26 protein-coding genes and 1 tRNA gene are annotated in these 21,982 nt (G+C 58.7%); 10 read left to right on the top strand and 17 right to left on the bottom strand.

Annotated features, from left to right (window positions below; translation table 11 throughout):
- Both L991_RS05440 and L991_RS05435 read right to left on the bottom strand, forming a co-directional pair.
- Positions 1 to 67, bottom strand: a tRNA-Tyr gene (locus tag L991_RS05440).
- 65 nt (positions 68 to 132) lie between these two features.
- Positions 133 to 1,080 carry a PhnD/SsuA/transferrin family substrate-binding protein gene (locus L991_RS05435; protein ID WP_047393129.1) on the bottom strand — a complete coding sequence of 316 codons (948 nt, stop codon included), beginning with the start codon at positions 1,078 to 1,080 and terminating at the stop codon, positions 133 to 135.
- A gap of 136 nt (positions 1,081 to 1,216) precedes the next feature.
- On the opposite strand from L991_RS05435, the gene L991_RS05430 reads away from it, so the two are divergent.
- Entirely contained in the window at positions 1,217 to 1,405 is a 189-nt protein-coding gene (locus L991_RS05430; RefSeq protein ID WP_028449109.1) for a 4-oxalocrotonate tautomerase family protein, read from the top strand.
- A gap of 93 nt (positions 1,406 to 1,498) precedes the next feature.
- Here the strand turns inward: L991_RS05430 and L991_RS05425 are convergent, their stop codons facing one another.
- On the bottom strand, positions 1,499 to 2,599 hold the full coding sequence (locus L991_RS05425; protein WP_047393126.1) for an imelysin family protein: 1,101 nt from the start codon (positions 2,597 to 2,599) through the stop codon (positions 1,499 to 1,501).
- A gap of 123 nt (positions 2,600 to 2,722) precedes the next feature.
- Here L991_RS05425 and L991_RS05420 point away from each other — a divergent pair, with 123 nt between their 5' ends.
- The 3 genes from L991_RS05420 to L991_RS05410 all read left to right on the top strand — a co-directional run bounded on the left by L991_RS05420 (position 2,723) and on the right by L991_RS05410 (position 5,719).
- Complete coding sequence (locus L991_RS05420) at positions 2,723 to 3,103, top strand: hypothetical protein (protein WP_047393123.1); 381 nt, start codon at positions 2,723 to 2,725, stop codon at positions 3,101 to 3,103.
- A gap of 70 nt (positions 3,104 to 3,173) precedes the next feature.
- Positions 3,174 to 4,889, top strand: a complete 1,716-nt coding sequence (locus tag L991_RS05415; protein ID WP_047393121.1) for a proline--tRNA ligase — start codon at positions 3,174 to 3,176, stop codon at positions 4,887 to 4,889.
- 209 nt (positions 4,890 to 5,098) lie between these two features.
- Entirely contained in the window at positions 5,099 to 5,719 is a 621-nt protein-coding gene (locus L991_RS05410) for a lytic transglycosylase domain-containing protein (protein ID WP_231550490.1), read from the top strand.
- Positions 5,720 to 5,838: 119 nt separating this feature from the next.
- On the opposite strand, the gene L991_RS16390 is transcribed toward L991_RS05410, so the two are convergent.
- From L991_RS16390 to L991_RS05395, 3 genes are all read right to left on the bottom strand, one after another.
- Positions 5,839 to 6,843, bottom strand: a complete 1,005-nt coding sequence (locus L991_RS16390) for an HAAS domain-containing protein (RefSeq protein ID WP_052190647.1) — start codon at positions 6,841 to 6,843, stop codon at positions 5,839 to 5,841.
- Positions 6,840 to 7,160, bottom strand: a complete 321-nt coding sequence (locus L991_RS05400; RefSeq protein WP_028449103.1) for a PadR family transcriptional regulator — start codon at positions 7,158 to 7,160, stop codon at positions 6,840 to 6,842. The genes L991_RS16390 and L991_RS05400 overlap by 4 nt, the downstream gene beginning before the upstream one ends.
- 118 nt (positions 7,161 to 7,278) lie before the next feature.
- Positions 7,279 to 8,037 carry a ferritin-like domain-containing protein gene (locus L991_RS05395; RefSeq protein WP_231550489.1) on the bottom strand — a complete coding sequence of 253 codons (759 nt, stop codon included), beginning with the start codon at positions 8,035 to 8,037 and terminating at the stop codon, positions 7,279 to 7,281.
- A 362-nt stretch (positions 8,038 to 8,399) separates the two neighbouring features.
- On the opposite strand from L991_RS05395, the gene fabI reads away from it, so the two are divergent.
- From fabI to L991_RS05380, 3 genes are all read left to right on the top strand, one after another.
- A complete protein-coding gene (gene fabI, locus L991_RS05390) occupies positions 8,400 to 9,167 on the top strand; it encodes an enoyl-ACP reductase FabI (protein ID WP_047393116.1) in 768 nt (255 codons plus the stop codon).
- 54 nt (positions 9,168 to 9,221) lie between these two features.
- Positions 9,222 to 10,562 (top strand): bifunctional enoyl-CoA hydratase/phosphate acetyltransferase, encoded by a 1,341-nt coding sequence (locus L991_RS05385; RefSeq protein ID WP_028449100.1) that lies wholly within the window; start codon positions 9,222 to 9,224, stop codon positions 10,560 to 10,562.
- A 127-nt stretch (positions 10,563 to 10,689) separates the two neighbouring features.
- Positions 10,690 to 11,700: a hypothetical protein gene (locus tag L991_RS05380; protein WP_156128995.1), complete on the top strand. Its 1,011-nt coding sequence runs from the start codon at positions 10,690 to 10,692 to the stop codon at positions 11,698 to 11,700.
- Here L991_RS05380 and L991_RS05375 read toward each other — a convergent pair.
- From L991_RS05375 to L991_RS05345, 7 genes are all read right to left on the bottom strand, one after another.
- The gene (locus tag L991_RS05375; RefSeq protein ID WP_052190646.1) at positions 11,655 to 12,281 is read right to left on the bottom strand and encodes a class I SAM-dependent methyltransferase; all 627 of its coding nucleotides are present in this window, start codon (positions 12,279 to 12,281) and stop codon (positions 11,655 to 11,657) included. The two genes, L991_RS05380 and L991_RS05375, sit on opposite strands and share 46 nt — an antisense overlap.
- Entirely contained in the window at positions 12,278 to 13,417 is a 1,140-nt protein-coding gene (locus L991_RS05370) for a DUF3419 family protein (protein WP_047393110.1), read from the bottom strand. The genes L991_RS05375 and L991_RS05370 overlap by 4 nt, the downstream gene beginning before the upstream one ends.
- 166 nt (positions 13,418 to 13,583) lie before the next feature.
- Positions 13,584 to 14,006, bottom strand: a complete 423-nt coding sequence (locus L991_RS05365) for a MaoC family dehydratase (RefSeq protein ID WP_047393107.1) — start codon at positions 14,004 to 14,006, stop codon at positions 13,584 to 13,586.
- Between the two features lie 149 nt (positions 14,007 to 14,155).
- Positions 14,156 to 14,557, bottom strand: a complete 402-nt coding sequence (locus L991_RS05360) for a hypothetical protein (protein ID WP_047393104.1) — start codon at positions 14,555 to 14,557, stop codon at positions 14,156 to 14,158.
- Between the two features lie 220 nt (positions 14,558 to 14,777).
- Positions 14,778 to 15,197 (bottom strand): hypothetical protein, encoded by a 420-nt coding sequence (locus L991_RS05355; protein WP_156128994.1) that lies wholly within the window; start codon positions 15,195 to 15,197, stop codon positions 14,778 to 14,780.
- A gap of 158 nt (positions 15,198 to 15,355) precedes the next feature.
- Complete coding sequence (locus tag L991_RS05350; protein ID WP_028449093.1) at positions 15,356 to 16,084, bottom strand: LrgB family protein; 729 nt, start codon at positions 16,082 to 16,084, stop codon at positions 15,356 to 15,358.
- Positions 16,081 to 16,458 carry a CidA/LrgA family protein gene (locus tag L991_RS05345; protein WP_034618961.1) on the bottom strand — a complete coding sequence of 126 codons (378 nt, stop codon included), beginning with the start codon at positions 16,456 to 16,458 and terminating at the stop codon, positions 16,081 to 16,083. The genes L991_RS05350 and L991_RS05345 overlap by 4 nt, the downstream gene beginning before the upstream one ends.
- Positions 16,459 to 16,631: 173 nt before the next feature.
- Between L991_RS05345 and L991_RS05340 the strand changes: the two genes are divergently transcribed.
- Positions 16,632 to 16,835, top strand: a complete 204-nt coding sequence (locus L991_RS05340; RefSeq protein ID WP_028449092.1) for a hypothetical protein — start codon at positions 16,632 to 16,634, stop codon at positions 16,833 to 16,835.
- A gap of 74 nt (positions 16,836 to 16,909) precedes the next feature.
- Here the strand turns inward: L991_RS05340 and murI are convergent, their stop codons facing one another.
- Positions 16,910 to 17,719 (bottom strand): glutamate racemase, encoded by an 810-nt coding sequence (gene murI / locus L991_RS05335; RefSeq protein ID WP_028449091.1) that lies wholly within the window; start codon positions 17,717 to 17,719, stop codon positions 16,910 to 16,912.
- Between the two features lie 214 nt (positions 17,720 to 17,933).
- Here murI and L991_RS05330 point away from each other — a divergent pair, with 214 nt between their 5' ends.
- Together L991_RS05330 and L991_RS05325 are read left to right on the top strand one after the other, a co-directional pair.
- Positions 17,934 to 18,737, top strand: a complete 804-nt coding sequence (locus L991_RS05330; RefSeq protein ID WP_052190644.1) for a fused MFS/spermidine synthase — start codon at positions 17,934 to 17,936, stop codon at positions 18,735 to 18,737.
- Positions 18,738 to 18,779: 42 nt separating this feature from the next.
- Positions 18,780 to 19,583, top strand: a complete 804-nt coding sequence (locus tag L991_RS05325; RefSeq protein WP_047393101.1) for an alpha/beta fold hydrolase — start codon at positions 18,780 to 18,782, stop codon at positions 19,581 to 19,583.
- A gap of 8 nt (positions 19,584 to 19,591) precedes the next feature.
- On the opposite strand, the gene pxpA is transcribed toward L991_RS05325, so the two are convergent.
- From pxpA to pxpB, 3 genes are read right to left on the bottom strand one after another with little or no spacing between them, the layout of a single operon-like run.
- Positions 19,592 to 20,323, bottom strand: a complete 732-nt coding sequence (gene pxpA / locus L991_RS05320) for a 5-oxoprolinase subunit PxpA (RefSeq protein WP_047393099.1) — start codon at positions 20,321 to 20,323, stop codon at positions 19,592 to 19,594.
- A gap of 5 nt (positions 20,324 to 20,328) precedes the next feature.
- A complete protein-coding gene (locus L991_RS05315) occupies positions 20,329 to 21,306 on the bottom strand; it encodes a biotin-dependent carboxyltransferase family protein (RefSeq protein WP_052190643.1) in 978 nt (325 codons plus the stop codon).
- On the bottom strand, positions 21,306 to 21,947 hold the full coding sequence (pxpB, locus tag L991_RS05310; protein WP_047393096.1) for a 5-oxoprolinase subunit PxpB: 642 nt from the start codon (positions 21,945 to 21,947) through the stop codon (positions 21,306 to 21,308). Before pxpB ends, L991_RS05315 begins: the two co-directional genes overlap by 1 nt.
- Positions 21,948 to 21,982: the final 35 nt, after the last annotated feature.

Here is a 21,982-nt window from a genome sequence, read left to right as displayed (position 1 = left end):
GGAAGGATTCGAACCTTCGAAGGCTAAGCCGCCGGAGTTACAGTCCGGACCCGTTGACCGCTTGGGTAACCTCCCCCGAGAGAAGGCGCATATTAGATGAGGCCAGTCAGCCCGTCAAGCCCGCTGGGCGATTTATTTCGCTCCGCCCAGTAATCCCACCAAGTGATCAAAGCGCTGGTAGTAGGCTTTTTGCTTGGCCTCTTTGGCCGCCGGGCTTAAAGCCGTATCAAAATTGAGCCGGAATAAATCATGAAATAGCTGCAAGTCGGTCACTTGCCGCAGGCTGCGGTTGTCGGCTTTGACAAAGCCGGCCAACTGATCGGCATAGTACAAACGCTGCCGCGCCTGCGCCGTATTGCCTTTGCGGCCGTAATCGAGGAAAAACTGGCTAATCGCCGCTTTGTCTTTGCTGCTCAGATCATTGCGCAGCACCAGTGGATCAAAGGCAAACGGCGGCGATTGCCACACAATGCGCATCTGGGCGAAATCGCGCGGGTATTTCTCTTTAAGCTGTTCCAGCTCAAAGGTATTGCTCACCGCCACATCGGCCTGATTACGCGCCAGCGCTACAAAAGCACCCTCTGCGGTAAATTGCTGATATTGCTTGAAAAAATGCTCAGGCAAGACATTGCGCTTAAAGAATAAATGGTAATGCGGAATCAGATATTCGGCAGTCGTTCCGGTTTTGCCGCCAGCGTAGCGCAGGGTTTTGGGCTGTTTAAGCAGGCTATCGGCATCGACAATGCCGCTGCTTTTGCGCACCAGCAGCAGGCTGCGGTATTCGTTCAGATTGCCAATCAGGCTCAGGCGCGCAAACACCTGCGCATTGGCGGTTTCCACTGCATCCAGTGCCAGCTTGTTATCCACGCGCGCCACCTGGATTTGCTTGTCTTTGAATTTGCGCAGCAGCTCGTCGCGATCGCTGGTGACCACCCCGGTGACTTTCTGCCCGATGGCGGCGGCCATATCGTCCAGCACCGGCTGCCAGTCTTCCAGCGTTTGTTCGGCATTGCGCGACACCAAAATCCCGACCGTGATGTCGGCGTGGGCGGCGGGCAACCAGCTCGCCAAAAGCAGCATAAGGGCGATTGATCGGTGTAGCATGGCGCAGTCTTCCCACAAACATCACAGAGCGCGCATCATAAGTCGCTAATATGACCGTACCGTGACAAGTGCTCGGCGCGCAACGCATCCCTTAGCCATCAGGAGCTTTTTCATGCCGTATATTCAAGTGCGTTTAGCAGGCGAACTCAGCCGCGAACAAAAACAGCAAATCGTCGATGAAATGACCGCCACCATGGAACGGGTGGCCGGCAAACCGCGCGAATACGTGATTATCAATTTTGAAGAAACGCGGGAAGAAAACTGGGGCTGGGGCGGCCAGCTGCTAGATACGCTGGAATAAACACAAAGCCCACGCGAGCCAGCTCAAGCCGCCCCACACAGCGGCAGCGCGCGGGGCGACACCGCCCGCACGCCCTCCGCTGGCGCGCTTGCTTTACTGAGCTTTTTTGCCGATTTGAATACTCATTTTCGGTGCCACCTCGTGCTGCAACACCTCGGCGAGCGCATTGGCCGCATCCGCGAGGGTCTTAGCCTCATCCCGGCTGGGGCTAGCCGAAAGCTGGCTGGCGGCCAGCTCGAGCCGGCTCAGCGGCGCCTCTACTTTGCGCCATAGCTCGGCATCGTTGCGGCTGGTGACAAATTCTTCCAGCCCCACCGGATTGCCGCGCAATAAGCGCGCCAGCGCGCCCACATTGGCCTGCAGGCTGGCTACCGTTTGCCCGCTGGCCGCATCCAGCCAGCCATTGGCGTTAAAGCCGACTTTTTGGCTGGCCAGCTCGCGTGCGCCTTCGATCAGGCGATTGAGATATTGCGTCTGGTAAGTGCGCGGATAGCTCAAATCATATTGCACCCCGCGGCTGAGCCCCACCCAGGCGCGGCGCAGCGTTTCACCCTGATAGCTCACTACCTGACTTTGCCACAGCAAATACTGGCAAGCCGGCGCCGCGCTCAGCCGGGCAATACTCTGCTGAGGTGTATCGGTGTAAAGCAATGATTCAATAGCTTTGAAGCCCATACCCCAGGCAGGTAGTTTTTTCGCCTCATACGCCGCCTGGCCATCCACCATTTGCGCCGCCGGCTGCAGCTTGGTGAGGGTGAGGATTTCCGCCGGTGCGCGGCTCGCACCTTCCATCAGCTGGCCCACTTCCGGGTCGGCACTGGGGCCAATCGGTGCAACTTCGATCGCCCGCCAAGCCAGCAAAGTGGCGACATATTGCGCCTGCAGCGCGCTAAACGCTGCAGGCTTGTCTGCCGCGCTGGCGGCACAGAAGCGCCGGGTCGCATCCGGCAAGCCGGCGGCGGCCGTCGCGAGCGCGTTTTGCGCTGGCAGCAAAATCTCGTTGAACTGATTGAGCATAAATTGCGCATTGCCCAGTGGCGGCTGCGCGGGCGTGGCCGCCGCCGCGCTGGCTACGGCATTGGCACTACTGGCGGCTTTGGCCGGGGCGCTGGCTTTTTTGGCCGCAAAACTGGCTGGCGCAGTCAGCAGGGCCAGACTGAAACCCAGCACAAGAGGGCGTAAAGCATGTGACATCATTCGTCTCCTTGTTATGGCCTAACAGATACCACGTAGGCGGCCAAACGGGAAGTACGGGCTTGCTTTATATGCACTTTCCCGTAACATTGCCCGCCAATGTGTTAACTGGATAACAGCGTTATGACCTTCTATTTCCGCCCGGATTCCGTTCCTGAATTAGCTGGCCTCTCGGCCTGGGAGCAGCGCGTTTTGCTGCGCGGGACTTTCCTGCGTGAGCGCGCCATCTCGACGGTGATTTTGCTGCTGGTGGTGTTGGGCAGCGTACAGTTTGCCCTCAACCCACTGATGGCGGCGCTGGCGCCGGGCCTGCGCAATGATTCGTGGTCGTACGCGGCAATTTTGGTGGTGTGGCTGCTGGCTTTGATGAAAGGTCGTGACATTATTTTGATGAATCTGCTGCGCCCGAAATTTGCCGCCAAACGCGCCGAGCAAAAAGCCGCCGAAATCGCCCGTCTGGAAGCCGAGCGCGCCCAGGGTGAAGCGGCCGAGCGTACTGAATAATCAGCGCCAATCAGCTAAAATGGCCCCTTTGCCGGGGCCACGACCCTCTTCTCTATTGGATTTTGCCATTATGCGCACCTCACACTTATTTCTCTCTACCCTGAAAGAAGCGCCTTCCGAGGCCGAACTGCTCTCGCACAAGCTGATGCTGCGCGCGGGCCTGATCAAACGGCTGGGCTCGGGCCTGTATACCTGGATGCCTCTGGGTCTGCGCGTCTTGCGCAAGGTAGAGAGCGTGGTGCGTGAAGAGATGAACAAAGCCGGCGCCCAAGAGCTGCTGATGCCCGCCGTGCAACCGGCCGAGCTGTGGCAAGAAACCGGCCGCTGGGATGTCTTCGGCCCGCAAATGCTGAAAATCACCGACCGCCACGAGCGTAATTTCTGTTTTGGCCCAACCCACGAAGAAGTCATCACCGACATCGCGCGTTCGGAAATCAAAAGCTACAAACAGCTGCCGGTGAATTTCTACCAGGTGCAAACCAAATTCCGCGACGAAATCCGCCCGCGTTTTGGCGTGATGCGCGCGCGTGAATTTATGATGAAAGACGCGTACTCCTTCCACGCGGATCTGGCTTCGCTGCAAGACACCTACAAAGTGATGTATGGCGCCTATTCAAACGTGTTTAGCCGCCTGGGCCTGCAGTTCCGCGCCGTGGCCGCCGATACCGGCGCCATTGGTGGCGATGGCTCGCATGAATTCCATGTCCTGGCCGATGCCGGCGAAGATTTGCTGGCCTACTGCCCGACTTCTGAGTTCGCCGCCAACGTGGAGCTGGCAGAAGCACTGCCGCCAGCCGCCCCACGCGCGGCCGCCAGCGAAGCGCTGCGCGAAGTCGACACCCCGAAACAAACCGCCTGCGAAGACGTAGCCGCCCTGCTCGGCATTGGTATCGAGCGCACAGTGAAAGCTATTGCGCTGGTGACCACCGCCGGCGAGTTTGTGCTGGCTCTGCTGCGCGGCGACCATAACCTGAACGAAGTGAAAATCGGCAAAGTAGATGGCATGCTCGATTTCCGTTTCGCCACCGAAGAAGAAATCCGCAGCAATCTGAACTGCCCACCCGGCTTTATCGGCCCCGTGGGGATCAACGCGAATATCCGCGTGATTGCCGATCGCACCGTGGCTGCGATGAGCGACTTTGTCTGCGGCGCCAACAAGCCGAAATTCCACCTGGCCGGCGTGAACTTTGGTCGTGACCTGCCCGAGCCTGCCGTGGTGGCAGACATCCGCAATGTAGTAAACGGCGACGTTTGCCCGGATGGTAAAGGCGGCGTGCTGGAATTGTGCCGCGGGATTGAAGTCGGCCACATCTTCCAGCTGCGCACCAAATACTCGCAAGCCATGAAAGCCGAATTCCTGAACGAGCAAAACCAGCTCACGCCAATGGAAATGGGCTGCTATGGCATTGGCGTTTCACGGATTGTGGGCGCCGCCATCGAGCAAAATCACGACGCGCGCGGCATTATCTGGCCGCAAGCGATGGCACCATTTGCCGTGGCCATCGTAGCGGTGGGCTACCACAAATCAGACGCCGTCAAAGCCGCCGCCGAGCAGCTGTATGCCGACTTCAGTGCCGCCGGCATCGAAGTACTGCTGGATGATCGCAACGAGCGGCCGGGTTCGATGTTTGCCGATATGGAATTGATCGGTATTCCGCATCGCATTACCGTGGGTGATAAAGCGCTGGCCAATGGCGAAGTCGAATACGTGGCCCGCCGCGCCGGTGAAATGCAAAAAATCGCTGTGGGCGACGCACTGAGCTTTATCCAGCAGCAACTGGCCTAAGTACCCGCTGGGGTATGACCTGCTAGGCTAATTTTTGAAAGCCATTGCAAGCAATACCCCTGGTAAGCCTGAACAGCCCATACCCCGCGTATGGGCTGTTTGCATTCGGGCACCAGATTGCCGTTTGGCTCACACTGAGGCGCGCAGCGATTGACCCTAGCGCCATCAGCCGCCACAATGGCGACAGTAATTTTGGTTGCAAATTCATGATGTTGAAGTTCGCTCTCCCCCTTAGCCTTTGCCTTGCCCTCCTAACCGGCGCCGCCCATGCTGGCGCGCAGCGCGAGGAATTTCTCTCGGACTCGGTGGCCACCAGCCTGCGCCGCAGCATTGCCGATCGCATCGAGCCACGCCTGATGTTTGCCAATAAAGCCGAAGGGGAAGCCTGGCTGGATGAAATGTCCGAGCGGCTAAAATCGCGCATTCCCGATGAATTTGTCCGCCGCAAATTACTCACCGCCATTCAATACGAAGCCACCCGCGCCGGGCTAGACCCGCAAATGGTGCTAGGGCTGATTCACATCGAAAGCCGCTTTAACCGCTACGCCATCAGCCCGGTGGGCGCACGCGGCCTGATGCAGGTGATGCCCTTCTGGCAACGCGCCATCGGCACGCCCGACCAAAGCCTATTCGATATGAACACCAATCTGCGCTATGGCTGCACCATCTTGCGCCATTATCTGGATATCGAAAACGGCGATCTCTTTCGGGCGCTCGGCCGCTACAACGGCAGCCTCGGCCGGCCGGAATACCCCAATCTGGTTTACAACGCCTGGAAAGGCTATTACGACTGGGACAACCCGACCGGACAGAAAGTCGCGCAGAAATAGCCCCTAGGGTATATCGCAGCTGCCCTTTTAAAGACTAAGCAATACGAAATACCCCGCCGATCAGTAAATAAAACCGACCATGTAGGTCGGTTTTTTTATTTTTCTAAGGTCATTTTATTTTAAGACCGGTGGACTTGCATTCGCATCGGCCCATCACGGAAAACGGCAGCCCAACAAGAGTAAGACAACAGACTCAATAAGGCCGCAACCCACCCAAATATTGGGGCATAAAAATACGCATGATCAAATATGGCACTAAGTGGAACATCGATGCCAGTGACATACTCAGCATTAACAAAGAAGGCGATCACACCAACCGCACCAATCATCGCCAACGCATACACCATCGCAACGCTAGCTAACAAAGGCCGCCAGCACTTGAATCCCGCTTTTAAACTCAACTTAAATGCTGACCAAATCGATACCCGTTCGATCACAACCAACGCATTCGTGAATAAAAACAGTAAACCCAGCACCATTGTGCTCCAGAAAAAAAGTTCTTCTAGCCCGGTTTTCTCCGCAGCAATTGATATCCCGAGCTCACGCCCTGCGATCAAATCACCCAAGCATTCCTGCACACTCCAGATCACTGCCCATATCACTGCGCCGAAAAATATGCGCCACAATACTTGTTTGCGTTGCTGGTGATACTTCAGATGGGGAAGTAATTTCTCACCTTCCTCAACTTGCCATGCCAACGCCACCACAACGGAGATAAAGAGGCTCGTCAAAAACGCTAAAGCAAACGCCTCAAGTTCTTTGAGGAAAGAATCAGGCAGGCTCATTTCCACAGCGACAAACAACACACCTAAAGTGGTAAACATCACGGGAGCTTGCTTGAAAATATGCCAAGCATGACGTACCCAAGCCCAGCCCGAGTTTTCATTGGTCTGAAATACGTACGATTTTGTTTTTTGCCATGCAGGTACATTACTGCGCGCCAAAATCTCTTGCGCTAATTGCTCCGGATATCCCAATGCGGCGGAAAACTCGGCTTCACTGCGCCCGCTCGCTATCGCTTCGGCGAAGTAGCCTTGATACTCAGTCACAATATCCCGCACTTCAGCGGCGGGTAACTGCCGTAATGCACGCTCAAGCTGCGCGATAAATTCTTGCTGATTCATTTCGCGATTCCTTGCTGTATTACTTGTTCGACATCACCCACAAATTCCTGCCATTCCCGCTGCATTTGCCGCAGCGCTAACCGCCCAGATTCGGTCAAGCTGTAGTATTTGCGTGCAGGCCCGTTGCTGGATTGGCTGAGATACGTACTCACAAACTGCTCGGCTTCAAGCCGGCGCATCAATGGATAAATCGTGCCTTCGCTGATGCCCATCGTGCTGGATAGAGTGCTGACAATTTCATAGGCATAGCTATCGCCACGCGCGAGCACTGATAGCACACACATTTCCAGCACCCCTTTCTTAAGCTGGATTTTCATCGCCTCTCCATTGCATTTGCATATCCCTTCTCGGCACAACCATCATATTACCCGGTACCTTTTAATGCAAGATAGCGAGACAAACAACTTGCGAGGATGCATCAGCCCCCCATCTGGGCTAAGTGCGCAGAGATTCGATCAGCTCGATTTCTTCTTGGCTAAAGCCCGCTTCCACCCGCGCCAAATGATTCATCGCACCGCGAAATTGGGGCGCATCGTATTCCCGCACCAGGCGAACAAAGGTGGCAATCGGCTCTAGGCCGCGCTGATCGCAACACCAGTGAAACCAGCGATTGCCGATGCGCACATGGCCGATCTCATCGCGCAGGATAATATCCAGAATCTCGCAGGCGCGTTGATCGCCCACCGCGCCGAGCTTGGCTTGCAAGGGGGGCACGGCATCGAGCCCGCGCGCTTCCAGAATGCGCGGCACCAGCGCCATACGCGCCATGACGTCCGCATCGGTTTTCACGGCCATTTCCCATAGGCTGTTGTGGGCAGCAAAATCACCATACTGATAGCCCAGATCGGCCAGATGCGCGCACAGCAGATTATAGTGATAGCCCTCTTCGCGCGCGACCTGCAGCCAGTCGTGGTAGAACTGCAGCGGCATCTCGCGAAAGCGGTAGATGGCATCCAGCGCCAGATTGATCGCGTTAAATTCGATATGCGCAAAGGCATGCAGCATGGCGGCGCGGTTTTCAGTCAGGCGCAGATTGCTGCGTTTGGGCACTTTCGCCGGCAGCACCAGCTCCGGCCGCTGTGGCCGGCCTGGTGGGTTAACCGTTTGAATCGGTAAAGCCTCGGCCATGGGGGGCGCGGCGGGGATCACAATCGCCTGCACCAGGGCGATTTTTTCTTGGGGGTCAGTGGCCATAAGGGCCTGATAGGCAGCACTAAACACGGGTTTTCCTTCCATTGCAGCGACAAGAGTATTGCCGCTTCGCCCGCCGCTGACAAGTTGCACTTTTGATCTAGATCGAAAGCACTGCACGCCAAGATACCCGCTGCCGTATCGGGCGCTAAGCTATGAATTTATTGCCGACAGTGGCAATACATCGCTGGGGATTAATGCACCCGACTTGGCCATCTTGGTTTGGTCATATTGGCCGGTTATATTGCATTGCACAACAAAGCGGCAAAGGCTAGCATGCAAAGTATCTCGCAGTGCAGCATGCCGGCTGACGGCGCCAGCGCTTGCTTACCACTTTCGCCATTTTAATCAACAGGATATCTACCATGAGCACAGCAATGAACGGGCAACGCGCCCTGATTCTGGGTTTGGCCAATGCCAATTCGATTGCCTACGGGGTGGCCAAGGCCTTAAAAGCCCAGGGTGTGGAGCTGGCGATCACTTACCAAACCGAGCGCACCCGCGATTTTATCGCCCCGCTGCTGGACGAGCTGGAGCCGGCGATTCTGGAAAAATGTAATGTGCAAGAGCCGGGCGAGCTTGAAGCCGTGTTTAGCAAAATCCGCCAGCAATGGGGCCAGCTGGATATGGCGGTGCATTCAATTGCCTTTGCGCTTAAAGACGACCTGCACGGCCGCGTGGTGGATAGCAGTGCCGAAGGCTTTGCCCTGGCCATGGATGTGTCTTGCCATTCATTTATCCGCATGTGCAAGCTGGCCGAGCCGCTGATGCACGAAGGCGGCACCCTGCTCACCATGAGCTATCTGGGTGCCGAGCGCGTGGTGCCCAATTATGGCGTAATGGGCCCGGTGAAAGCCGCACTGGAAGCCAGCGTGAAATACCTCGCCAACGAGCTGGGGCCAAAGAAAATCCGCGTACATGCGGTATCGCCCGGCCCGATCATGACCCGCGCAGCCAGCGGCATTCCCGAATTTAACGCCATGCTGGCGCAAGCCGCTCAGCAAGCGCCAATGCGCGAGCTGGTAGACATCGATGATGTGGGCGCCGCGGCAGTGTTTTTGTGTTCGGATGGCGCCAAACGCCTGACCGGCTCCACTTTTTATATTGATGGTGGCGTCAACATCATGGGCTAAACCTCGGCCGGTGCGCCGGCCACAGCAGGCGGCCCGGGGCCGCAGGAGTTGATCATGAGTACGCAAAATGTGTTGTTTGCTGATCTGGCCCTCGGCCAGCAATACCACCGTCAGCATCTGATCCGCCGCAGCGATGTGGAGATGCTGGGCATGATGGGCGGCAAGGTGGAAGAAGAAGGCCAGATCAAAGTACCCGCCACCGGCGTGTTTTTATTTCTGACCGCCACCGCCACCAACTCCTTCCCCGGCCCCGGCTCGCTGATCCGTGAGCATGGCCTGCGCAGCAGTGGCTGGGTGCATGAAGACGATATTCTCAATCTCACCCTCACCGTGAGCGAAAAACACGCCAGCAATCACACCGTAACGCTGGAAGCCGTGTGTGAAAACCAGCATGGTGATCGGCTTTGCTCTGGCCCCATTCAAGTAGCAGCCCCCACCGAAAAACAGCGCAGCCAATACGCCGAAGCGCCGCAATTTACCCTGCGCGCCCATCATGTTTTTGCCGAATTACGCGCCAAAACCGATCTGCTCCCGGCCGTTCCCACCGCCGTGGTGCACCCGTGCGACCCTGACTCCCTGCTCGGCGCGATGGCCGCTGCGCATGAAAAACTGATCGTGCCAATTCTGGTCGGGCCAGAAGGCAAAATCCGGGCGCTGGCACAGCAAGTGGGCGTTGATCTAGGCGGCGTGCGCATTGTGGGCACCGAGCATAGCCACGCCTCGGCGCTCAAGGCCGTTGAGCTCTGTCGCAATGGCGAAGCCAGCGCCCTGATGAAAGGCAGCCTGCATACCGATGAAATGATGTCGGCCGTGATGAGCGGCAGCACCGGGCTGCGCGGGGCGCGGCGTATTAGCCATGTGTTTGTGATGGATGTGCCAGCGTATGAGCGCGCGCTGCTGGTGACCGATGCGGCAATTAATATCGCCCCCACCCTGGCCGATAAAGTCGACATTACCCAAAACGCCATCGATCTGGCGCATATTTTGGGCATTGAATGCCCGAAAGTCGCGCTGCTGTCGGCGGTAGAAACCGTGACCGACAAAATGCCCTCCACCATGGATGCCGCCCTGCTGTGCAAAATGGCCGATCGTGGCCAGATTCATGGCGCGCAGCTGGATGGCCCGCTGGCTTTTGATAATGCCATTTCAATGGCCGCCGCCAAAACCAAGAAAATCAATTCGCCCGTGGCCGGCCAAGCCGACATCCTGGTGGTGCCCGATATTGAGGCCGGCAATATGCTGGCCAAACAAATGAGCTACTTCGCCGCCGCCGATTCGGCCGGGATTGTGCTCGGGGCCCGTGTCCCGATTGTGCTCACCAGCCGCGCCGATGATGTGAAAACCCGCCTAGCCTCCGCCGCCGTAATGGTGCTGGTGGCGCACGCGAGGAAGTAAGCCCCTAGCATTTAGCCAAGCCCCGCCTGTGCGGGGCTTTTTTGCGCTCAAGCAGGGCAGCACGGGGCACGCAAATTGCCAGTCCTGTCGGCAATCAGTAGCATGCCCTATTCTTCACCAGCGGCCCTTGTTCATCGTGCCTCAGCATACTTACCGACCTCTCCCTGAGCTGCTACTCGGGCCGCGCGGACTGCAGTTTCAGTTTTGGCGTCACCCAGCCGCCACGCCCTCAAGTCGGGAGGCGGTGATTTTGCTCAGCGGCTTTGGGATTCATCCGCGCGCTTTTTCGCTGCGGGCGCATTGCGACTGGATCGCGCACTGGCAGGGGGCGGGGATGGATGTCTTCACCATTGATTTGCTGCCACTGGCTGGCGATTGCACGCTCGCCGAACAAGCCAGAGCACTGCATGACTGGTGCACGAGCTTACGCACGGCTGCCGGCTACACGACTTTGCATGCGGTAGGGTTTTCGCTGGGCGGTTTGCAATGGCTAGCGGCGCTAGCGCAACAACAGTCACTCAACCTCATACATGGGGAAAACCAGTCATTCCTGACTACCTTGGCCTTGGTGGAAGCCCCTGTTGATTTAAGCGGCTACCCCATCAGTACCCCTGCACGTATGACTCTGCGAGCCTTGCAGATATTTGGTTTTAGCCATATACCCTATCGCTGGCTAAATCCTATACTCGCTTTACTCGCGCCACTGTTACAAAAAACAGCCAGCTGGCAGAAATGGGCGAACTTTAATAATCTGCAGCAGATTCCCCTTGCCGAGATCATCACCCGCACCTTTGATAACGTGCCCATCGGCGTGGCCCGTCAACTACTACGCTGGATTGATGGTCACGAACCCAGCTATCAGCCTGCCGTATTGGCCGGCCTGCCCGTGCTGCTGGTGTATGGCGCCAACCCTTATTCGGCGCGGGCGCAGGTGCTGGCCGATGAGCTAGCCCGTACTTTTCCGGTGGGCAGTGCCCAGCCGCCGCAGCTCACTCTTTTGCCCTGTCAGTGCGCGGCGGCTTGCAGGGTGGATTATGGCCATGCCGATTTACTGTTGGGTGATGAACTACGCCGCGATGTATTTCCAGCGATTCAAGCTTGGCAACTGGCCAACCGTGGCCGCAACCGCACCAGCTGATAATAGCGCCCCAGGCCATATTCTAGCTGGGTCTCATACGGGGTATACAGGCTGGCTGGCGGCGGATAAACCCGAAATGGCGCCAGAAAGCGCCGCAGCGCACGCCGTGCCGGCGCCCACCAATGGGCCGCATCGGCAAAATCGATAATCCAGATTTCCCCCCCCGGCGCCAAGGCAGCGGCCGCATTGGCTAGCGCAGCAGCCGGCTGTGGCATCATCGAGAGTGAATAGGCAAACAAAATCCGCGCTGGCGCGCGCCCATGTAGCCCCGCGATGTCGCAGGTTTCCGCAAACCCATGCAGAAAGCGCATAGCTGGAGCTTGCCGGCGAGCCTGCAATAGCATTGCATCCGCGGCATCAATACCGGTGTAATGGGCTGGCCGGCGGCGCGCGAGCCAACGCAAATTGCGACCCGTGCCCGCGCCGATTTCGACCAGATCTTCCCACTGCCCCGCCAGCAAGTCCCGTAAAGCCCGGTCGCGCCCAAACAGGAAAAATTTGCGGCTCAGATCATACACATGGCGGACATGCTGGTAATAGCGATTTAAAAACGCCCGGTGTTCTTCCAGCTCGCGACTCATGCCAGCACCTGATACAGATCGGTGCGCAGGTAAAGTCGGCTGCATTCTTCGGCCGTGGCGCGCTCGGAAATGGCATCCAGTCGCTGCAGCTGGGCTTGCATGCCCAGTTTGGCCACCAGGTCATCTGTCGCCACACTGCGGATGATGACCCGCGCACCGGGTGCCGCCGTGCGACAGATTTCCTGCAGCACTTGGCGTTGCACTTCGGGTGGCATCCAGTCCATGGCGTCGCTCAGGCCAAAATGCGTCCACTGCCCAGCGGCGGCACGCCCCAGTACATGAAACAGGTTTTCACGGTGAAAGTGAGTGGCGGTAGGTGCACCATGCGCTTGCTGATGTAACTCAGGCCGCAAATACGGCGGTCGACAGGCTGGCTCCTGATGATCAAACTGAGCCAACTGGCAATGCCAGATAATCCAGTTGCGCGCCACATCGGTAGTAGCAAGCTGATCCACCAGATTCAGCAACACCTGACCCATCGATTGGGCGGCATTGGTGTGTAAATTCAGATCACGCTGGCGGAAATTAATCCCCTGCGCCAGCAAAGGTAATGGTGAATCAACCACGGCGCGGATCCAGCTTTTGCCCAGTACCTGCCGATAACGCGCTCCCGCCAGTTGCTGACGCTGAGCCACCGGCAACCCCGCTAAAGCCCGCAGCCAGTCGGCATCCAGCTGCATCTGGCGATGCAAAGTCCCGATAATGCGGTAGAAAAAACCCTGCCGGTAAAAATCATGACTGAATTTGCCCGCATGCTTGCGCCAATACTGCTGCATCCACGCCGGCAGCTCCTGCGTTAAGGTATTGATCAGCTGTGGCGCATCCGCATGTCGACCATGACCAAACAAGGCATACAGCGTATCGCTACAGCTGAGCTGGCGGGTGGCGGCGACTTTCAGGCCGGTGAGCGCCAGATGATGCGGATTCATATCCACCGCATCAATGCGGGCAGGACGATGCGCCAGCATACTGGCCACGCCACAGCCCGCGCCTGAAATCACCAACACACGTGAATCAGGCTGAAGCGCAAAATAGCGCCGCTCAATATCCGTGTCTTCAAATAAGATTTTGAAGACATCCAGCCGCGAAAAAACCCGCGCAAACCACGCATCGCGCCAGGATTGAGAATATGCCATACCATGCCCCTCGCTCTTTTTAGAATTGGCGGCGATTCTAATACAGGCAGGTAACGCGGTCGTGGCTCACACTGGGATTAAGCACTGCGGCGCTCAGCACAAACTAGCCGCACAACGAACGGGCCGTGAACGCTAAGCGCTTGGTGAGCAAGATTTTGGCAAACGCTCAACCCACTGGCCGTTTGGGCACCCACACCAGCGCATCACCAGTCAGCACCACGGTATCGCGCACAAAACACTCGGTAATCAGCTTGGCGCGTTGCTTGTCGGGCCACAGCTCGACAACGCGGGCGGTGGCGCGGACGGTTTCGCCGATGTGAACGGGTTTTACAAAGCGGATATTCTGCGCCATGTAAATACAACCCGGCCCGGGCAAGTGCATGCCGATCACGGTAGAGAGAAAACTAGCGGTCAGCATCCCGTGCACAATGCGCTCGCCAAAGCGGGTTTGGCCGGCGAATTCGGCATCGATGTGCATTGGGTTGTTGTCGCCGGTGAGGCCGGCGAACAGCACCACATCGGTTTCGGTGAGGGTTTTGCGGTATTCGGCGCTCAGATCGAGCGTCAGGTCTTCGAAGTAGTACGGCATGCGGGCGTCTCCGGGCTGAGTCGTGCAAATAAAGGCAATACAAACCTGAGCAAACCAATTGAAACAAATACTTGCGTGAACACTCAGGCTTTGAGCCTATCACGCTGCACTGCACAAAACAATGACAGATTCACCCACCCGCGACAGCCCTAGCGCCGCGCCCACACCGCCACTTGCGCCCGCTCCAGAGTACCCGGCGCGGTTTTGTACCAGAGAATCACTTTTTTGATATAGCGCCCGCGGCCGGGTAGATCGATCACCCGGCTTTGGCCGCCGGCGTGGATACGCTCGCGCACCGGCACTTCGATCCGATCGCCATTGCGAAACTCAACAAACACCCTAGAAAACTGCACCGCCCGCTTGTGCACACTCAGGCGCAGCTTGTTATACGGGCCACGATTCACATGAATGCTATCGCGGTCGCCCAGAATGCCCACATTTTTACTGGCCAGTTTTTCCCAGTTGCCGCCATGCTCGCCACGCGCCTGCGCCCAGCCACTGAATACCAATAAACACACTGACAACATCCACATGGGTAAAGCACGGGCCATCGGGCACCTCCTGAGCAAAATAGCGCCCGTGGGCGCAGCTAATGAATGCCCACAGCGTAGCAAGCGCCATCATGACCAGTCTGCGTAAGAATCCACCTTACAAGGAGGGAACTCGCCCATTTGTGCACTAATGCCAGCTATTCCTGCGCGACCAACGCGGTAAAACAACAACGCCCACTGTGCATACACACAGTGGGCGCTGGGGACTCGCAAAGCGATCTTAGTGATGCTGGCTGTGATCCATCGCGGCGGCGGGGCCAAAGCTGGTTTGCTCGCTGCGGCCGTCCGGAAAGGTGATCTTGGCCTGAATGGTTGCGCCCTTCGCCGGAGCGCTGGCCCATTGGCCCTGCAGCAGATTGGGTTTAGCGGGGCTTAGCGTCAGCGTTTGGGTTTTGCCATTGCTCACGGTGCTGAGCTCGCCCTTCACACCTACCGAGGGCTTGGCCACGCCCGCGTGATCGGTGATGTACAGCACGGCTTTGCGGCCCTGCTGCACCAATTCAAAGTGATACCAGCCGGCCATTTTCAGCTGGCCACCATGAGGGGCTTTCATTGCGGCCATGGTGGCCTCATCGTGCGCGTGCACCAGCGGGCTGCACAGCAAGAGCGCGCTCAGCGCCAGGGTCATACGGATTGTCATTATTGTTCCTCCATCGTCCGGAGCTGGCATTAGAGCACGGCTAGCGCGTGCCAGCCATCAGCCAACACACGTCGATGGCATATTACAAAATACCCCGGCACGTATTACCCAAAGCGCCTTTCAAAGCTTTGATTTCCGGGCAATACCCCTAGCAATAGTTAGCCAAACACCGACCACCACGAGCCCAGCACCACCGAGAGCAGCAAGGACGTCAGCACCCCATTCAGCCCCATCGCCAAGCCGGAAAAAGCACCGGCGGTTTCGGAGAGCTGAATCGCCCGCGATGTACCCACCCCGTGCGCGGCCATCCCCAGCGCAAAGCCTTGGGCAATTTCATGCTCGATGCGCAACAGGCGGAAAATCGGCACGGCCAACACGGCGCCGCAAATGCCTGTCAGAATCACAAACCCCGCCGCCAGCGAAACATTACCACCGGCATGCTGGGCCAGCGCCATGGCAATCGGCGTAGTCACCGATTTGGGCGCAATCGAGGCCAAGCTACTGGCCGACAACCCAAATAATTGCCCGCAAGCCAGCGCCGAAACGATCCCCAGCACACAACCAAACAGCAAGGCCAACAACAGGGGTAGTGCGTAATCGCGTACCCGCTGCAAATTGCTATACAGCGGAATCGCCAGCGCCACTGTGGCTGGACCCAAGAGCATATGAATGGGCTGTGCGCCGGCGAAATACACCGGGTACGGCACATGGGTGAACAGCAAGAGGCTAATCAGCAATAACACGCTAATCAGCACCGGATTGAGCAGCGGAAAACCGCCCGCCCGTACATACAGCGCGTCGCCAATCCCAAAGGCCAATAAGGTCAGCGCAATCCAGAACGCCGGAATATGACTTAACTGCAGCCACAACAACCACAAGGTATTCATGGCAGCTCATCCTGAATGGCGTTTTTATTTAGCCGGTCTTTGCGGCGCAACAGGTGTTGCAGCATCCAAGCCGTGCCGGCCATGGTTATCACCGTAGAGATCAGCAAGGTAGCGAGCAAGGCCCAGCCCTGCCGGCCGATTTCGTCACCCAAGGTCATCAAACCCACCCCGGCCGGAATAAACAGCACCCCCAGATAGCGCAGCATGGCGCCGGCAGCATCCACCACTCGTCGATCCAGACCACGGCGTAAAATCGCGATCAGCGTGAGCAGCAGCATGCCCATCACCGCGCCGGGAATCGGCAGCTGCAACAGCCGGCTGAGTGCTTCGCCAGCGAATAAAGTCGCGAAAATAATGGTGATGCCGTACAACATGATTAATTCACCCCGGCCATGCCAAGGGCAGCAACTGCCCCAGCCACAGCAAAACTGACAAATTCAAGACACCAAACCACTTATCAGCAACAGCTTCAAATCAGCGCAAAATCGGTTCAAGCTGAAAGCTAATGTCATTACTAACGCTGTTGTTGTTGCACAGAGGTTTGATCATGCCACGCCCCAATTATGGTTCTACCCCGTACGATTGGCTGTATGAGTTACCTGATAGTGAGCTCAATGTCTTGAAAGACAGCCTGCACACGCTGATTCGGCAACGCCCGAGTGCCTTCTCGGTCTTTAAGGCCCATTCGATGTGTGCGGCCATTGAGTGTATTTTATTCGATCGGGCCCAAAGCCGCCGCCGCGCCGCCTAGGCAATAATGCACAATGTCATAAAATCACAAAGCCCGCTGCTGCGGGCTTTGTTGCGTGGGACACAAGCTTTAGTTTAGAGCTGGGTGAGCTCGATTTTGCCCAGACTGCGCCCCAGAAAGCGCTCGCCAATGGTCTGGAATTTCACCGGCAAATCGGTAACCACAAAGCGGTACTCGGGCAGCTGATGGGCGGTATTGGCCAGGCCACTGCTATTGAGAATTTCGGCGGTCTGATCCGCGATCGACAAGGCCGAATCCACCAGCTGCATGCGGTTGCCGCACACATCCAGCAGCAGTGGTTTCAATAATGGATAGTGCGTGCAGCCCAGCACCAGCGTATCGATCGATTCAACGAACACCGGCTTGAGGTATTCCTGCGCGGTCATGCGCGTGACCGGATGATCCAGCCAGCCCTCTTCCACCAGCGGCACAAACAGCGGGCAGGCTTGTGAATACACGCGGGTAGCCGGGTTCAGCTGATGAATCGCGCGGGCATAGGCATTGGAATTAATCGTAGTGGGCGTGCCGATCACGCCGATGCCGCCAGTGCGGGTATGCGCCACGGCATTGCGCGCGCCGGCCTCGATCACATCCAGCACCGGCACGGGCGAATTGGCCCGCACTTTGTCCGCCGCCACCGCCGCCATGGTGTTGCAGGCGATGATCAGCATTTTTACTTGCTGCTGCTGCAGAAAATCGGCGATCTGCTGCGTGTAATGCTCGATGGTTGCCACCGATTTCACGCCGTAGGGCACGCGGGCGGTGTCGCCAAAGTAGATGATGTTTTCAAACGGCAGGCGATCCATCAGGGCCCGCACCACGGTCAGTCCACCCACCCCGGAATCAAACACCCCAATCGGATGAGAAGGCAAAGAAGTTTGCATACGCACGCCGCAGCCACAAAAGCCGCCATTCTACCTTGTGCGCGCGGGGCGTGATAGGCATTGCACGGGCATTCTGCCGCCGCCGGCGCAGAATCCGCGCCAAGCTTGGCGCAGATCAAGCCAGTGTGCATCACGGGTGGCAAACGAGGGCGCAGACTCGACAAGCTGCGCGCGCGACGGTAGCGTGAAGCCTTCTTCCTTCAGGCCTCGCCCCGTGAGTCAGAGCCCCAGTTTTGCCAGCTTGCTGGCCGAAAGCGAAACCGGCCAACCCTTTGTCTATGACGAAGGCGACGAGCTCTCGCTGATGTTTGATCTAAAAACCGTCCAGAGCCGGATGAATAAACAACATCCGAACGAGCTTATCCTGGGGTATACGCGCAGCATGCTTGGTTTTGTTTTGCTGCAGGAAGATACCCACCATATCGGCATGATAGGTCTGGGCGGTGGCTCGCTGGCCAAATACTGTCATCATTACCTGCCGACCAGCCAGATTGCCGTGGCCGAAATCAGCGCGGCCGTGATCGCGCTGGCCCCGCAGTTTGCGGTGCCCAACAGCCCGCGGCTGCAGATTAGCTGCGCCGATGGGGGCGATTGGCTGCAAGAACGACATGCACCCTTCGATGTGCTATTGATCGATGCCTACGGCCCCAACGGCATGCCGGAGCGGCTGGCCAGCCAGACTTTCTTTGACACCTGCCGTCGCCAATTGCGCCCGGATGGGGTGCTGGTAGTCAATCTCTGGGGCAGTGATCCGCGCTTTGATAGCTACTACCAGCGCATCCGCACCAGCTTTCATGGCGCCACGCTCGCGATCGGCGCCGATCACAGCGCCAATCGGATTGTGTATGCCTTAGCCAGTGGCCGCTTGCCGGCCAATCGCCTGCTGCAAAGCCGGTGCCGCGAGCGCAGCGCGGCGCATAGTGTCGATCTGGCCAAACTCGGCCAGCGCCTGAGCCGCGCTCTGCAGCGCCACGATGGTCTCGAGCCGGGCCTGCCCGGCCCGCGCGAAGGTGCCTAAGCGCTTGGCGCCCATTCTTCCTCTTTATTTTTGCTCCCCACCATGCCCGCACCCGACCTCGAACTGATTAGTCTCAAACCTAGCCAAGCCAATGGCGCCCCGCCCCTCCTGCTGCTCCACGGCGCTTTTGCCGGCGCCTGGTGCTGGCAAGGGGTGCAAGCCCAGCTCGCCGCCGCCGGCTACACCAGCCATGCACTGAGCCTGCGCGGGCACGGCCAAAGCAGCGGCTTTTGGGAATTAGCGCACAATCAGCTCGGCGATTATCTGGCCGATGTGCGGCAGGCATTGGCGCAAATTGGCGAGCCCTGCATTTTGCTCGGCCATTCGCTGGGCGGCTATCTGGCGCAGGAAATCGCCCGCGCCACACCGCCTAAAGCGCTGATTTTGCTGGCCAGTATTCCGCCTTACGGGCTGGCCGGCTCGCTGCAATACATGAGCACCGTGCATCCGCAATTGCTGCTGGGCTTGCAGGGTTTTGCGCTCGGGCACACCACCCAGCTGGATGCCGCCATGCTGCGGCATCTTTTATTCGCGCCAGAAACCCCCATGCTGCAGGTGGAAGCCTTTGCCAGCCGCGCCCAGCCCGAATCGATGGCCGCGCTCGGCGAATTATGGCTGCCGCAATGGTGGAAAAACTGGCCGCAAGCGGTGAATTATCCGGTCTGGGTGCTCGGGGCCGAGCATGACAATATTATCCCGTGGTCCGATGTTGCGCTCACCGCGCAAGCCTGGGGCGTGAGCGCCGAGCGCCTGCCTGCGGCCGGGCACGCGATGATGTGGGATAGCAGCGCGGCGGCTTTCAGCGCACGCCTGTGCGCCTGGCTGGGCGCGCAGCGCTGGGATTAAGCCGCGATTTAGCTCACAAACAAACCAGCATGCGGATCATAATCGGCCGCGATGCGGATGCCCGCCTGCTCCAGCGCCTGGCGAATCAGCTGGGCCTGCACCAGCGCGGCAGGGTTGTCGCCATGCAGGCAAAGAGAATCAACGCGCTGGCTCAGCCACAGCGCCTGTTCAAGCACGGCAGTGGGATCAGTGAGCACCGCGCCGGGCTGGCTGCGCGGCTGCAGCTGGCCATCGGGCAAATACGCGCGATCAGCAAAGCCCTCTTCAATCACTCGTAAACCCACTGCACGGCCGGCATCGATCAGCGCCGAACCAGCCAAGCCCATCAGCGCCAGATCGGGGTCTACTTCGCGAATCATTTGCGCAATTTGCTGCGCCAGCGGGCGCGACGCCGCCGCATCGTTATACAGCGCGCCATGCGGCTTCACATACGCCACCGAGACGCCTTCTTCGATACAGACGGCTTTCAGCGCCCATAGCTGGGCGGTGAGGCTAAACACCAGCTGGCTCTCGGTCAGATCGATGCTGCGCCGGCCAAACTGCTCGCGATCCGGGTAGCTAGGGTGCGCGCCAATGCGCACGCCATATTGGCGCGCCAGGCGCACGGTGGCGCGCATCGAATCGACATCGCCGGCATGGCCACCGCAAGCGATATTCACCGAGCTGAGTAAAGGCATCAGCTGGGCATCCAGCGGAAAGCCCTCGCCCAGATCGGCGTTTAAATCAATATGAGTCTGCATAGCCCTTATTCTACGCTGCTTTGCGCTGGCTGCAGCGGGCGCAGGCTAGCACGCACTTGGGCCAGCCGGCGAAACCACTGCTGCTGCTCGCGCAGCGCAGCCAGCGCGCTAGCTTCATCGACCTGCTGCATCTGCACGCGCTCGCCAGCGCGCAACTGCCCTAGTCGCCACAAATCAGCCTGAATAATCTGGGCGATCACCGGATAGCCGCCGGTGAGCTGCGCATCGGCCAGCAGCACAATCGGCTGGCCACCTGGCGGCAACTGCACTGTCCCCGGCAAGACCGCATGCGAGCGGAGCTGCAGCGGGGTTTCCATGACCAGCTCGGCGCCATTGAGTTTCAAGCCCATCCGGTTCGATTGCTGATCCAGCTGCCAGGCCGTGTGTTGCCAGCGGCGCTGGCCTTCGCTCCCCAGCTCGCCCCATTGCGGGCCGGGCAAATAGCGCAAGATATGCCCGCGGGGCGGCAAGGCCATGGCACAGGGCGGGCAGTGTTTGTCACGCCGCAGGCCACGCAATACATCGCCCTTGCGCAGTGGCCGCCCCTGCCAGCCGCCCAGCGCCGCCGGCAGCAGGGTAGCTCGGCTACCGGCCAGCAGCGGCACATCCAGCCCGCCCGGCAAAGCTAGATAAGTGCGCATGCCGTGCGCCGGCGTGCCCAGCACCAGCTGCTGCCCTTTGCAGGCGCGGTACACAGCATTGGGCAGCAGGCGCTCGCCATCCAGTCGCGCTTCGCAATCGGCGCCAGCCAGCGCAAACGAGGTCGTGTGTTCAAACTGCCCGCGCAGCCCACCCAGCGTGATTTCCAGCGCGGCGGCTTCGGGTGGATTGCCCAGTAGCAGATTGGCCAGCTGCAGTGCCAGCGGATCAGCAGCGCCACCGGCCGGCACGCCCCAGCTGGCCGCGGCGACCCGGCCCAGATCCTGCACCGTGCTTTGTACGCCGGCTTTTTCTAGCCGCAGCAGTATGTGTTTGTGTCCCATCAGGCCTCCTGCGGCACAAAGCGCAATTGATCGCCAGCGCGCAGCAAACAGGGCTCGGCGCGGGTCGGGTCAAACAAATTGACGCTGGTTTGACCAATCAGCTGCCAGCCGCCCGGGCTGGGGCAAGGATAAATCCCCGTCTGCGCGCCACCGATCCCGACGGCGCCAGTGGCTACCTGATGCCGGGGCACACTGCGCCGCGGGGTGTGCAAAGCGGTGGGCAAGCCCGCTAAATAGGGAAAACCCGGCAAAAACCCAATGCACAGCACGTCATACCACGGGCTAGCGTGCGCTTCGATCACCGCCGCTTCGCTGAGCTGACAATGCTCGGCCACCAGCGCCAGATCAGGGCCGGCGGCCCCGCCATACACCACCGGTATTTCAAACTGCCGCGGCGGCGGCAAACTGACCGCTTCGGCTTGCGCCCACAGGCTTTGCAGCAGCACCAGCGCCTCGCTACTCGCCAGCTGCAGCGGATTAAAGCGCATCGTGATATTACCCACCCCGGGTATAAGCTGGAAAAGGCGGTTTGATTTACGCTCAGCCAGATACCCCATGGCCAGCAAGCGTGTTTGCGCACTCACCCCGGCATCCAGCACCAGCGCGGCCTCCCCCAGCGGATGAATCATTGGCGAACTCATCGTGGCTAGCTCCGTCGACACTGCAAAAGTAACAT

It is taken from the genome of Chitinibacter sp. ZOR0017, assembly GCF_000799095.1.
GTDB classification, from domain to species: domain Bacteria; phylum Pseudomonadota; class Gammaproteobacteria; order Burkholderiales; family Chitinibacteraceae; genus Chitinibacter; species Chitinibacter tainanensis.
This window is presented reverse-complemented; position numbering and strand designations above follow the sequence as displayed.